This window comes from Xenorhabdus sp. KJ12.1, assembly GCF_963876495.1.
GTDB classification, from domain to species: domain Bacteria; phylum Pseudomonadota; class Gammaproteobacteria; order Enterobacterales; family Enterobacteriaceae; genus Xenorhabdus; species Xenorhabdus stockiae.
In genome coordinates this window covers 1-13001 of the sequence record NZ_CAWNQH010000079.1, presented here as the reverse complement: position 1 = coordinate 13001, position 13001 = coordinate 1, and the positions used below count along the sequence as shown (strand labels likewise).

Below are 13001 nucleotides of genomic sequence, written 5' to 3'. Positions count from 1 at the left end.
GACATGTGGGGAAAATTAACACTTGATGCGATCCCATTACATGAACCCATTATTGTGGTTACTTTATTGGGGATCCTTCTCGGGGGACTGGCAGTAGTTGGTTCCATAACTTATTTCGGCAAATGGAAATGGCTCTGGAGCGAATGGTTGACAAGTGTTGACCATAAAAAAATCGGTGTCATGTATATCGTTGTTGCCATGGTAATGATGCTGCGTGGTTTTGCTGACGCCATCATGATGCGTGGACAGCAAGCCCTGGCTTCCGCTGGTGAAGCAGGTTTCCTGCCCCCGCACCATTATGATCAGATTTTTACCGCGCACGGCGTAATCATGATTTTCTTCATGGCGATGCCTTTCGTTGTTGGTTTGATGAATATCGTGGTTCCTCTGCAAATCGGGGCACGTGACGTCGCATTCCCATTCCTGAACTCCCTGAGCTTCTGGTTGTTTGTTGTGGGTGTCGTTCTGATCAACCTCTCACTGGGGGTCGGTGAATTCGCACAAACTGGCTGGCTGGCCTACCCGCCTCTGTCCGGTCTGGAATACAACCCGGGAGTTGGTGTTGATTACTGGATATGGAGTCTTCAGCTCTCCGGTGTAGGTACGTTGCTGACTGGTGTTAACTTCTTCGTGACTATCCTGCGTATGCGTGCGCCAGGTATGTCCATGATGAAACTGCCTGTTTTCACTTGGGCTTCACTGTGTACCAACGTACTGATTATTGCAGCATTCCCTATTTTGACAGTGACAATCGCACTGTTAACCCTGGATCGTTATCTGGGCACCCATTTCTTTACTAACGATATGGGCGGCAACATGATGATGTATATCAACCTGATCTGGGCGTGGGGTCATCCTGAAGTTTATATTCTGGTTCTGCCTGTCTTTGGTATCTTCTCTGAAGTTACGGCAACCTTCTCGAAAAAACGTCTGTTTGGTTATACCTCTCTGGTATGGGCGACAATTGTTATTACCATTCTGTCGTTCATCGTATGGTTGCACCACTTCTTTACCATGGGTTCCGGCGCGAACGTTAACGCCTTCTTCGGTATTGCCACGATGATTATCTCCATCCCGACCGGGGTTAAGATCTTCAACTGGCTGTTCACCATGTACCGTGGTCGCATCGAATTCAAAACTCCGATGCTGTGGACTGTTGGCTTCTTGGTCACTTTCTCCATTGGTGGTATGACAGGTGTTCTGCTAGCTGTTCCGGGTGCAAACTTCGTACTGCATAACAGTCTGTTCCTGATTGCTCACTTCCATAACGTTATCATCGGTGGTGTTGTATTCGGCTGTTTCGCTGGTACTACTTACTGGTTCCCGAAAGCATTCGGTTTCACCCTGAATGAAAAATGGGGCGTGCGTGCATTCTGGTTCTGGATCACCGGCTTCTTCGTTGCCTTTATGCCGCTGTATGCTCTGGGCTTCATGGGTATGACCCGCCGTCTGAGCCAGGATATCAACCCAGAATTCCATCCTTTGCTGGTTGTTGCAGCAGGTGGTGTTGTCCTGATTGCTCTTGGTATTCTGTGTCAGGTTATCCAGTTCTACGTCAGTATCCGTGACCGTGAACAGAACCGTGATCTGACTGGTGACCCATGGGGTGCACGTACTCTGGAATGGTCAACTTCATCCCCACCTCCGTTCTATAACTTTGCGGAAGTTCCACACATCCAGACTCGTGATGCGTGGTGGGATATGAAAGAAAAAGGTACTGAATATAAGCGTCCTGCTAAATATGAAGAAATTCATATGCCTAAAAACACAGGTGCTGGCGTGATTATCAGTGCATTCTGTCTGGTGCTGGGCTTTGCGTTTATCTGGCATATCTGGTGGATGGCTATTGCAAGTTTCGCAGGTATTGTCATCAGCTGCATCGTGAAAAGCTTTGACGAAGACGTTGATTACTACGTTCCTGTAGCTGAAGTCGAAAAAATTGAAGATCAGCGTTACGAAGAACTGAGAAAGGCAGGTGCGAAATAATGTCGACTCAAACCCTTAATAACACAGCCGCCCATGACGCTCATGGGCACCACGATACAGGAGCCAACAAAGTATTTGGTTTCTGGATCTACCTGATGAGTGACTTGGTTCTGTTTGCAAGCCTGTTTGCAACTTATGTTGTACTTGCTAACGGCACAGCGGGTGGTCCGTCAGGTAAAGAAATTTTTGAACTGCCATTTGTGCTGGTAGAAACCTTCCTGCTGTTGTTCAGTAGTATCACTTACGGTTTCGCCATGCTGGGCATGAACAAAGGTAAAGCTGGTCAGGTAAACCTGTGGCTGTTCGTTACCTTCCTGTTGGGTCTGGGCTTCGTTTCAATGGAAGTTTACGAATTCCATAAACTGATCTCAGAAGGTTTTGGGCCTGACCGCAGTGCATTCCTGTCATCCTTCTTCGCACTGGTTGCGACTCACGGTCTGCACGTTACCTTTGGTCTGATCTGGATTATTGTCCTGATGGTTCAGGTTGCACGCCGTGGCCTGACTGACGTGAACCAGACTCGCCTGAACTGCCTGAGCCTGTTCTGGCACTTCCTTGACGTTGTCTGGATTTGTGTATTTACTGTCGTTTATCTGATGGGAGCTATGTGATGAGTCATCCAAATACTTCTCATACCGGCGCCAGCCACGGTAGCTTCAAAACTTATATGATTGGCTTTATCCTGTCAGTCATATTGACCGTGATCCCATTCTGGATGGTAATGGATGGTACTGCTTCACACAGTACAATCCTCGTCACCGTGGTTGTCATGGCTGTTATTCAGATTTTTGTACATTTCATCTGCTTCCTGCATATGAATACATCATCTGAAGAACGCTGGAACCTTGTTGCTTTAATATTCACATTGTTGGTTATTGCCATCGTTGTCGTTGGCTCACTGTGGATTATGTACAACCTGAATATCAATATGATGGTTGATTAAGAGTTGATTTGAATGATTAAGCAATACCTACAAGTGACCAAACCAGGAATTATTTTCGGAAATCTAATTTCTGTGATTGGTGGTTTTCTACTCGCTTCCAAGGGCGTAATAGATTACCCCTTGTTCTTTGCAACAATGGCCGGAGTATCGTTGGTAGTAGCGTCAGGTTGTGTATTTAACAACTATATTGACCGCGATATTGACAGGATCATGGAAAGAACAAAAGAAAGGGTCCTTGTTAAAGGGCTTATCAATCCGAAAATCAGCCTGATTTACGCCTCAGTGTTAGGTATTGCTGGCATGGTGCTGCTCTATGTAGCAGCCAATGCCTTAGCAATGCAGTTAGCTCTCATCGGGTTTGTCATTTATGTAGGGGTTTATAGCCTCTACATGAAAAGGAAGTCTATTTATGGCACGCTGGTAGGTAGCTTGTCAGGTGCAGCACCTCCTGTTATTGGTTATTGTGCCGTAACAGGGCAGTTTGACATGGGAGCATTGATTCTATTGCTGATTTTCAGCTTATGGCAAATGCCCCACTCTTACGCCATTGCTATTTTTCGGTTCAAAGATTATCAGGCCGCCAATATTCCAGTTTTGCCTGTTATTAAGGGTATCTCTGTGGCAAAAAACCACATTACTCTCTATATTCTGGCATTTATGGTTGCTACGCTGATGCTGACAATCAGTGGCTATGCAGGTTATAAATACCTCATCGTTGCTGCAGTAGTAAGTATCTGGTGGCTGGGGATGGCATTATCAGGTTATAAAACCACAAATGATCGAGCTTGGGCTCGTAAGTTATTTATATTTTCTATTGTCGCCATCATGTCTTTGAGTATCATGATGTCTGTGGATTCTGCGGCATCTCCAGAAATAGCGCTAACTTACATCCGGTAGTATTCAAATGGCAGGTTTTCCCTGCCATTTTTCTTTCCTTTTCTCTTGCAAACATTGCTTTACTCCTGTCTAGCTAAAATGTCATATCGAATTTTTGAAGGTATGAGGTACCCATGAACGATAATAAAATGACTCCCCTTGAACTTAGAGCAACATGGGGTTTAGGTTCCGTTTTTTCTCTACGCATGTTAGGCATGTTCATGGTGTTACCAGTCCTGACAACTTACGGTTTAGAGTTACGGGGCGCCTCCGAAGCTTTGATCGGCATTGCAATTGGCATCTACGGTTTAACACAAGCTATATTTCAAATCCCATTCGGGCTACTTTCAGATAAAATCGGTAGAAAACCTTTAATCATCATTGGACTGCTTATTTTTGTCTTAGGCAGCATTATTGCCGCCTTTAGTGACTCCATCTGGGGTGTTATTGTCGGAAGAGCTTTGCAAGGGACGGGAGCAATTTCTGCGGTAATTATGGCATTGCTATCGGATCTGACCCGTGAGCAAAACCGCACAAAAGCTATGGCATTTATTGGGATCAGTTTTGGTCTCACATTTGCCTTTGCCATTGTCGTCGGTCCTATTGTTACTCACCAGATTGGATTGAATGGTTTATTTGGTACAATAGCAATCCTTGCCAGTTGCGGTATCTTAATAACATTATTCGCAGTACCATCGACACATAAACACTTATTAAATCGGGAATCCGGTATTGTTCGCGGCAGCTTCCGGCGTGTACTTTCTGATCCCCAGCTGCTAAAACTCAATTTTGGTATACTTAGTCTGCATACATTATTGATGTCGAGTTTTGTTGCCCTACCCCTTATTATGGAAAAAGTCGGGTTTCCTCCCCAGCAACACTGGAAAGTTTATTTAATTACTACGCTTATTTCCTTCGTTGCTGTTTTACCATTCATTATTTATGCAGAAAAGAAACGCCGAATGAAACAGGTCTTCCTGCTTTGTATCGGCATGTTGTTTATCGCTGAGTTTGTATTGTGGTCTTTAGGCTCACATCTTTGGGGAATATTTGCCGGTATTCAGATTTTCTTCCTTGCGTTTAATATCATGGAAGCCATTTTACCTTCATTAATCAGTAAAGAAGCGCCGGCAGGGTATAAAGGTACAGCAATGGGGATTTATTCCACCAGCCAGTTTATTGGCGTGGCGTTGGGCGGAAGTCTTGGCGGTATGCTATACGAAATACAAGGTGCATCATTAGTCTTCATGGCTGGAATCATTCTTACTCTATTCTGGTTTATTCTCAGTCTTACCATGCGTCAGCCACCTTATGTCAGTAGCATCAGGCTAGTTTTGCCTGCTCAATTAAGTGCTCCTGACGTTCTGGAAAAAGAAATACGGTCTCAGGTAGGTGTGAAAGATGTCGTGATTGTGCCAGAGGAACTCAGCGCATATATAAAGGTAGATACTAAGCAGACTAACCGTGAACAATTAGAACAGATTGTAATTGCCCATTCATAATAAAGTTCAGGATAGCCGATATCTGTACAGAATTAAGGGAAGCAACAGTAATAAATAATTACGGGCTTCCCTTAAATATTTGGCTCAGGCCAAAAAGAATAATCCGCTTATATTACGGTTAATCTCTGAAGTTAGTAAACTGAAAAGGCTGGCCCAACTCTGCACCGCGAACTAATGTAATCACACTTTGCAGATCATCACGGGCTTTACCAGTAACTCGTACTTGTTCACCCTGAATTTGGGCCTGAACTTTCAGCTTACTGTCTTTAATCAGCTTAACGATTTTCTTCGCTAGCGGTGTATCAATACCCTGTAGCATGGTTGCTTCCACACTGTAGGTTTTACCACTATGAACCATATTTTCAGGAACATTCAGCACCGAGCCATCAATTCCTCGTTTGGCAAATTTTTCACGCAGAATATCGATAAGTTGGTTAACCTGAAAGTCAGATTCGCTCGCGATCTTAACGGATTCGTTCTTCTCGTTTAATTCAAAACTCGCATTGACATTGCGGAAATCCCAGCGATTGGTTAATTCTCTCTGCGCATTTTCTACTGCATTGCGCACTTCCTGCATATCAACTTCTGAAACAATATCAAATGATGGCATTACCAGTCACCTCCAGCTAATCAATAATCCGGCATGATAACCGCTTTCCATTATTGGCAAAAGATCTATACTTCTCAGGCTAAGTGATCTTTCTGATTTCCGCGACATTAGGTAGTTTGAGATTTATGCAAGACTTGCATAATTTTAACGTTTCCGATGAAAGTATCTCTCAAGGAAGAACAATGAAAATAACTGTTCTGGGTTGTGGTGCCATAGGAAAATTATGGCTTGCCGCCTTGTCTGAACAACAGCATCATGTTCAAGCATGGCTAAAAGTTCCACAACCTTCGTTAGCTGTTCGTATTAATACATTACAAAATAGAACATTTGAACAGCAAGTCCTTGCCAATAATGAAAAGCATCTTGCTGAAAGCGAGCTACTGCTTGTTTGTCTGAAAGCCTGGCAGGTTCCCGATGCTATTAATAATCTCTCCCCTAAACTTTCCCCTGATTGCCCGATACTGTTACTGCATAACGGAATGGGAACACAGGAAGAACTTTTACCGCTACCTAACCCTATTTTATCCGGAGTAACAACTCATGGAGCCTATCAGGAAAATGGTATTGTTTATCATAAATCACCAGGAATAACCCAAATTGGCTCTATACTACCTGATGCCAATAAATTCAGTGTATTAGCAAATATTCTGAACGATGCTCTGCCAGAGGTAGTCTGGAGCAATGATATTTATGCTATCAGCTGGCTAAAACTTGCTGCGAACTGCATTATCAATCCGCTCACCGTACTTTACGATTGCAAAAATGGCGGATTATTAAATCATATTGCTAAAGTCCATGCTTTATGTGATGAGGTTCATCAAGTGATGAAGCATGATGGTATTCAGATCTCCAAGCAAACACTGATAGATTACATTATGGATATCATCACGAGGACATCAGAAAACTCCTCATCTATGCGGCAGGATATCCGCTCACAACGACGTACGGAAATAGACTACATTACTGGTTTTCTACTAACTCGGGCCCGTGTACATGGGCTGATACTGACAGAAAACGCACAAATTTATCGTTATATCAAACGACAGGAGGACGAATATGAACGCCTCAGCTCTCATTTGTCTCGCTCACGGTAGTGAAGAAACCGAAGCTGTCACAACTATTGATTTACTGGTCAGAGCCGGTATTAACGTCACCGTCGCCAGTACAGCAACAGATGGTGCACTGATATTAACCTGCTCACGTGGTGTTAAGATTGTCGCAGATGTCCCTCTGGTAGAAGTTGTTGACGAAGATTTTGATGCCATTATCCTGCCGGGCGGCATAAAAGGAGCGGAATGTTTTCGTGATAGCGGGCTAGTCGTGGAAAAAATTCGCACGGCACAAAGTCAGGGAAAAATCATCGCTGCAATTTGTGCATCACCGGCTATTGTCCTGGAACATCACCAACTTTTTCCAGTTGGTAATATGACGGGGTATCCCAGCATGAAAGATAAAATAGCGCCAGAGAAATGGATAGATCGGCGGGTCTATTTTGATGAGAGAGTCAATCTACTCACCAGTCAGGGACCTGCGACTGCTTTTGACTTCGCTTTAAAACTGATTGAGCTTTTGAAAGGGAAAGATACTGCCGCAGAAGTTGCTGCTCAGTTAGTTTTGCCTCCAGGGATAAACAATTACCAAAATCTACAGTAATTGTTTTGTTAATAATAAGCTGCTAGTAACAATACATAATGCCAGCAGCTTATCTGTTTTCAGATTAAGGGCGATAAACTTTCACATTCTGGAAACCCTGTTCACGCAGGTAAAGCGCCTGTAAACGGCTCATTACTCCACGCTCACAATACAACAGGTAGTTTTTCTCTTTTGGCAAATCGCCAAACTGGGTACTCAGCTTATAGAAAGGCAGTGAATGGATATCGATGCCTTCCATTTTCAGAGGACGGTCATCCTGTTCATCTGGTGAGCGAATATCCAGTAACACATCATCAGAAGAAAACTCAGTCACCATTTCTACTTCTACAACCTGCTCACCAGCCTGCTCAGCTATCTGACGGATATCAAGATTCTGGGCTTCACTTACCACATGGTCCAGAATATCGAAATTAAACTTATCTTCTTCTGCCTCAATTTTGGCTTTGACTGCTTTCACTGTCGGGCTTTTAGAGATAACGCCACAGAACTCGGGCATAGTGCGGGCAAAATCTTCTGTGCCTATCTCTCGAGCCAGCTTAATAATGTGCTCTTTATCATGAGAAATCAGAGGACGAAGGATCAGGGTATCTGAAGCATTATCAATCAGTCTCAGGTTAGTCAGTGTCTGACTGGATACCTGCCCCAGCGCTTCTCCTGTCACAATTGCCTGAACACCATAGCGCTCTGCAATTTTGGAGGCGGCTCTGACCATCATTCTCTTAAGCACAACCCCCATTTGACCGTCATCCACTTTTTCCAGAATTTCTGCGACAACCGGTTCAAAATCGACAGCAACAAAACGAACTTTGTGAGAACTGCCAAATCGGTTCCACAGATAATGAGCAACCTGTTTCACCCCAATTTCATGGGCAGAACCACCAAGATTAAAGAAACAGTAGTGGACACGGCAGCCACGGCGCATCAGCATATAGCTGGAAACACCGGAATCAAAGCCGCCTGAAATCAGTGAAAGAACGTCTTCCTGTGTTCCGATTGGAAATCCGCCAATCCCCGGATGACGAGCTTTAACCAGAACCAGTGTATCCTGATTAATTTCCAGATTAACTGTCACATCTGGATGGGTCAGCTTCACTTTGGCAGATTCAATATGCTGATTCAGGCCGCCACCAATATATCGTTCAGCTTCATTGGAAGTAAAACTGTGTTTACCCCGGCGTTTTACACGGACACAAAACGTTTTTCCATGCAATAAATGCCCATATGTTTCGTAGGTTTGTTCAAAGATATGATGCAAGTCACGAAACTCTCTCTCTTCTACTTGCAGGATATGGTGAATACCCGGAATACGTGTAAGTGCATCACAAATTTCTGCGCCGAGGTTATCATTTTTAGTTCGAACTTCTATATTATCCCAATGGCGAACAACAGCAGTTCCCTCTCCGAATGTTTTCAGTACATTACGGATATTGCTGGCAAGGATTTTAATAAAACGTAAGCGGACACTCTGGCTCTTGATCGTAATTTCTGGGAATAATTTAATGATAAACTTCATAGTAAGATATAGTAGTCATTCAGTATTGAACTATCACAAGCAGGATCAATGATGGTTCTTAAATAGTCAGTTGGATAGGGCGCAGAGTATAACACCATCTCACTATATCTCCTGTAAAAAAACAGTTTGTCTGTAAAAAAACAGTAGTAACGAATGATTTATTTCTTTCAGTGTAGTAGGGTACTCTGCAATTCTGTAACGGATTTACTTCACTGTAACTCGTTAAATAATCATACTATTAAATCATTATGTCTAAGGCAAACCGAACATCAGCAACCGAGCAGGCACCGACTTTTGAAACATCCCTGAAAGAGCTGGAAGAAATTGTCATTCGGCTGGAATCAGGGGAGCTTCCTTTAGAGGATGCATTAAATGAATTTGAACGCGGAATTCAACTTGCAAGACAAGGGCAAAAAACCCTCCAACAAGCGGAACAACGAGTACAAATTCTATTAAGTAATGATGCACAATCGCCGCTTGATGAATTTTCGCCTGATGCTGAGTAACTTTATGTCTGAACAATGTAAGGCTCCTTTTGAAGAGCAATTAAGCAATTGCCAGCAACATATCAATGAGAAGTTGATGGCAACATTTTCTTCGCTCCCCTTTTTAGGCAGCCCATTAGCAACTGCTATGCAGCACGGTGCTGTATTGGGTGGAAAACGGCTACGACCATTTCTGGTTTACGCAGTAGGTGAAATGCTGGGACTGCCCAAAGAGAGCCTTGATGCGCCAGCCCTTGCTATAGAGTGCATTCACGCTTATTCCCTGATCCACGACGATTTACCCGCAATGGACAACGATGATTTACGCCGTGGTCAGCCTACCTGCCATATAAAATTTGGTGAAAATCATGCCATTCTGGCCGGGGATGCTTTGCAGTCGTTAGCATTTGAGATCCTGGCAAAACACGACATGCCAAATATCACACTATCTGATCGCCTTGAGATGGTTGCTGAATTAGCAATATCCAGCGGTATTGCTGGTATGTGCGGCGGGCAGTCACTGGATTTGCAAGCGGAAGGAAAGCAAATTGATCTGACCGCTCTGGAAAAGATTCACCAACACAAGACAGGTGCGCTAATTCGTTGTGCTGTCAGGCTTGGCGCGTATGGCGCTGGTGCACGGGGCCGGGAAGTATTACCTTTACTCGATCAGTACGCCCAAGCTATCGGCCTCGCGTTTCAGGTTCATGATGATATTCTGGATGTCATTGGCAATACAGAAATTATCGGCAAACGTCAGGGGAACGATCAGCAGCTTGGTAAAAGTACCTATCCCGCATTACTGGGATTAGAACAGGCTCAGAAAAAAGCCAAAGATCTGCATGAAGATGCCATTGCCGCTCTCACAGAACTGGAAAAACAATTCTATAATACTGTGACTCTAAAACAGCTGGCGGGCTTCATCATTGAGAGAAACAGCTAAAAACTCAGGCCATGATAACCGCTGATTGATGAGTTATCAGTTAAATAAATTCAAAATAAAATAGAATATGGCCTTCTCGGGAGAACCCCCGCAATTACATGCTAATAATATCAGGGTTCTTAATCTTCAATTTATATATCCAAGGGATTTCAAGTGGCATCACGGCGGCAAGGGAATGAGACACGGAAGCATAGATAACCGTATGTTTATAAAAACGGTGACCGGGGCAAATGAGCTTAGCCAACAAAGAGGCAACTTGAAAGACGAAGGATATAACGTGCATAGCATTTTAACAGGCATAGCATGAGCATTGATATAGCGAAATATCCAACATTGGCATTGGCGGAAACCCCTGAAGAGCTTCGCCTGCTACCTAAAGACACGTTGCCAAAGTTATGCGATGAACTGCGCCAATTTTTGCTAAACAGTGTCAGTCGCTCCAGCGGCCACTTTGCTTCCGGCCTTGGAACTATCGAATTAACCGTCGCACTCCATTATGTTTATAAGACACCCTTCGACAATTTAGTCTGGGATGTCGGTCATCAGGCTTATCCACATAAAATTCTGACCGGGCGCCGTGACCGTATCAACACTATCCGCCAGAAAAATGGCCTCCATCCTTTCCCGTGGCGGAATGAGAGTGAATATGACACACTTTGTGTCGGGCACTCATCAACCTCAATCAGCGCTGGTTTAGGTATGGCAATTGCGGCAAAACATGAAGATAAAGGCCGCAAAACAGTTTGTGTGATTGGTGATGGTGCCATTACCGCAGGTATGGCTTTTGAGGCCATGAACCATGCAGGAGATATCGATCCCGATATGCTCGTCATTCTTAATGACAATGAAATGTCGATATCTGAGAACGTTGGCGCACTGAACAACCATCTGGCACAGCTTCTTTCCGGTAAGTTGTATACGACTCTGCGCGAAAGCGGCAAAAAAGTCTTTTCCGGTCTGCCTCCTATCAAAGAACTGCTGAAAAAAACTGAAGAACACCTCAAAGGTATGGTTGTTCCCGGAACGCTGTTCGAAGAACTTGGGTTTAACTATATCGGCCCTGTTGATGGTCATGACGTACTGGCACTGACTCAGACACTGAAAAACATGCGTGATCTGAAAGGGCCACAATTTCTGCATATCATGACCAAAAAAGGCCGTGGATATGCTCCTGCGGAAAAAGATCCTATCAGTTGGCACGCGGTTCCTAAATTTGATCCTTCAACAGGTTCTCTGCCAAAAAGCTCAGATACCCGCCCGACATTCTCGAAAATTTTTGGTGAATGGTTATGCGAAGAAGCTGCCACTGACAAAAAACTCATGGCGATCACGCCCGCTATGAGAGAAGGCTCAGGCATGGTGCGTTTCTCCCGTGAATATCCAGAACAATACTTTGATGTTGCCATTGCTGAACAACATGCTGTGACATTTGCAGCAGGTCTGGCCATTGGGGGATATAAGCCTGTTGTCGCGATTTACTCGACTTTCCTGCAACGTGCTTATGATCAGCTCATCCATGATGTGGCCATCCAGAACTTACCTGTCCTGTTTGCCATCGATCGGGGGGGAATTGTCGGTGCGGATGGGCAGACCCATCAGGGTGCTTTCGATCTTTCGTTCCTGCGCTGTATACCCAATATGGTTATTATGGCGCCAAGTGATGAAAATGAGTGCCGACAAATGTTGCATACCGGCTACCAATATCAAGACGGTCCAGCTACTGTCCGTTATCCACGTGGTGCGGGTACAGGCGCAGAACTTCAGCCACTGGGAATATTACCCATTGGCAAAGGGATTATCCGCCGTCAGGGAGAGAAAATTGCCATTCTGAACTTTGGTACATTACTGCCAAACGCATTACAGGCTGCTGAATCCCTGAATGCAACCGTTGTTGATATGCGCTTTGTCAAACCACTTGATAAAGAACTGGTTCTGGAGATGGCTTCCCGACATAATTTACTGGTAACGCTGGAAGAAAATGCCATCATGGGTGGTGCAGGCAGTGGAGTTAATGAACTGCTGATGCAAACAGGGAGCTCAGTTTCAGTGTTAAACCTCGGGTTACCTGATTACTTTATACCTCAGGGAACACAGGCAGAACTTCATTCTGATTTAGGGTTAGATTCCGCTGGCATTTTAAACGCTATCGAAAAACACCTTAAACAATAAATTGTCATAACGGATGAATATTTTCTATTATTCATCCGTTTTACTTCTTAGCTAACCTCAGCTTCGCTTAAAAATAGCGATCTCATTATCCCGTAGATTCAAGCTCGGTTTTTTAGGTTGGAATGTATAAGCAATAAGGCCGGCAGTAACTTCCAATAAAAAACCGAGTTGACTGCGATGCCTTGAATGCTCTATCTGAGAAATATTCTTGAGCTGATCGATGACGGTTTCTATCAAAAACCGCCGCCTTAACATCAATCTATCCCAGAGAGATAATGCCTTGGCTTTCATGTTACTCCGGACATTCGTGATTAACGTGAC

13 protein-coding genes are annotated in these 13001 nt (G+C 44.2%); 10 read left to right on the top strand and 3 right to left on the bottom strand.

Features of this window, described 5'->3' with window-relative positions:
- The first annotated feature begins 3 nt into the window (after positions 1 to 3).
- The 5 genes from cyoB (at position 4) to AACS92_RS13880 (ending at position 5307) form a co-directional block, all read left to right on the top strand.
- Complete coding sequence (cyoB, locus tag AACS92_RS13900; RefSeq protein WP_099111554.1) at positions 4 to 1986, top strand: cytochrome o ubiquinol oxidase subunit I; 1983 nt, start codon at positions 4 to 6, stop codon at positions 1984 to 1986.
- Positions 1986 to 2597, top strand: coding sequence for a cytochrome o ubiquinol oxidase subunit III (locus AACS92_RS13895; protein ID WP_099111553.1), 612 nt, complete (start codon positions 1986 to 1988; stop codon positions 2595 to 2597). The genes cyoB and AACS92_RS13895 overlap by 1 nt, the downstream gene beginning before the upstream one ends.
- Positions 2597 to 2929, top strand: coding sequence for a cytochrome o ubiquinol oxidase subunit IV (locus AACS92_RS13890; RefSeq protein WP_086955395.1), 333 nt, complete (start codon positions 2597 to 2599; stop codon positions 2927 to 2929). The genes AACS92_RS13895 and AACS92_RS13890 overlap by 1 nt, the downstream gene beginning before the upstream one ends.
- A 12-nt stretch (positions 2930 to 2941) precedes the next feature.
- Positions 2942 to 3826: a heme o synthase gene (gene cyoE / locus AACS92_RS13885; RefSeq protein ID WP_099111552.1), complete on the top strand. Its 885-nt coding sequence runs from the start codon at positions 2942 to 2944 to the stop codon at positions 3824 to 3826.
- 113 nt (positions 3827 to 3939) lie between these two features.
- On the top strand, positions 3940 to 5307 hold the full coding sequence (locus AACS92_RS13880) for an MFS transporter (RefSeq protein ID WP_099111551.1): 1368 nt from the start codon (positions 3940 to 3942) through the stop codon (positions 5305 to 5307).
- A gap of 118 nt (positions 5308 to 5425) precedes the next feature.
- Here AACS92_RS13880 and AACS92_RS13875 read toward each other — a convergent pair whose 3' ends face one another.
- Complete coding sequence (locus AACS92_RS13875) at positions 5426 to 5917, bottom strand: YajQ family cyclic di-GMP-binding protein (protein ID WP_099111550.1); 492 nt, start codon at positions 5915 to 5917, stop codon at positions 5426 to 5428.
- Between the two features lie 182 nt (positions 5918 to 6099).
- On the opposite strand from AACS92_RS13875, the gene panE reads away from it, so the two are divergent.
- A complete protein-coding gene (gene panE / locus AACS92_RS13870) occupies positions 6100 to 7011 on the top strand; it encodes a 2-dehydropantoate 2-reductase (protein WP_099111549.1) in 912 nt (303 codons plus the stop codon).
- Positions 6974 to 7570: a protein deglycase YajL gene (yajL, locus tag AACS92_RS13865; RefSeq protein WP_099111548.1), complete on the top strand. Its 597-nt coding sequence runs from the start codon at positions 6974 to 6976 to the stop codon at positions 7568 to 7570. Before panE ends, yajL begins: the two co-directional genes overlap by 38 nt.
- Positions 7571 to 7634: 64 nt before the next feature.
- Here the strand turns inward: yajL and thiI are convergent, their stop codons facing one another.
- Complete coding sequence (gene thiI / locus AACS92_RS13860; protein WP_099111547.1) at positions 7635 to 9083, bottom strand: tRNA uracil 4-sulfurtransferase ThiI; 1449 nt, start codon at positions 9081 to 9083, stop codon at positions 7635 to 7637.
- A gap of 248 nt (positions 9084 to 9331) precedes the next feature.
- Between thiI and xseB the strand changes: the two genes are divergently transcribed.
- The 3 genes from xseB to dxs all read left to right on the top strand — a co-directional run bounded on the left by xseB (position 9332) and on the right by dxs (position 12680).
- Positions 9332 to 9589 (top strand): exodeoxyribonuclease VII small subunit, encoded by a 258-nt coding sequence (gene xseB, locus AACS92_RS13855; protein WP_086955388.1) that lies wholly within the window; start codon positions 9332 to 9334, stop codon positions 9587 to 9589.
- A 4-nt stretch (positions 9590 to 9593) separates the two neighbouring features.
- Positions 9594 to 10511, top strand: coding sequence for a (2E,6E)-farnesyl diphosphate synthase (ispA, locus tag AACS92_RS13850; protein WP_099111574.1), 918 nt, complete (start codon positions 9594 to 9596; stop codon positions 10509 to 10511).
- A gap of 303 nt (positions 10512 to 10814) precedes the next feature.
- Positions 10815 to 12680, top strand: coding sequence for a 1-deoxy-D-xylulose-5-phosphate synthase (gene dxs, locus AACS92_RS13845; RefSeq protein ID WP_099111546.1), 1866 nt, complete (start codon positions 10815 to 10817; stop codon positions 12678 to 12680).
- A 57-nt stretch (positions 12681 to 12737) separates the two neighbouring features.
- Here dxs and AACS92_RS13840 read toward each other — a convergent pair.
- The coding region (locus AACS92_RS13840; RefSeq protein WP_241538003.1) for a transposase at positions 12738 to 13001 on the bottom strand (264 nt) is incomplete at its 5' end.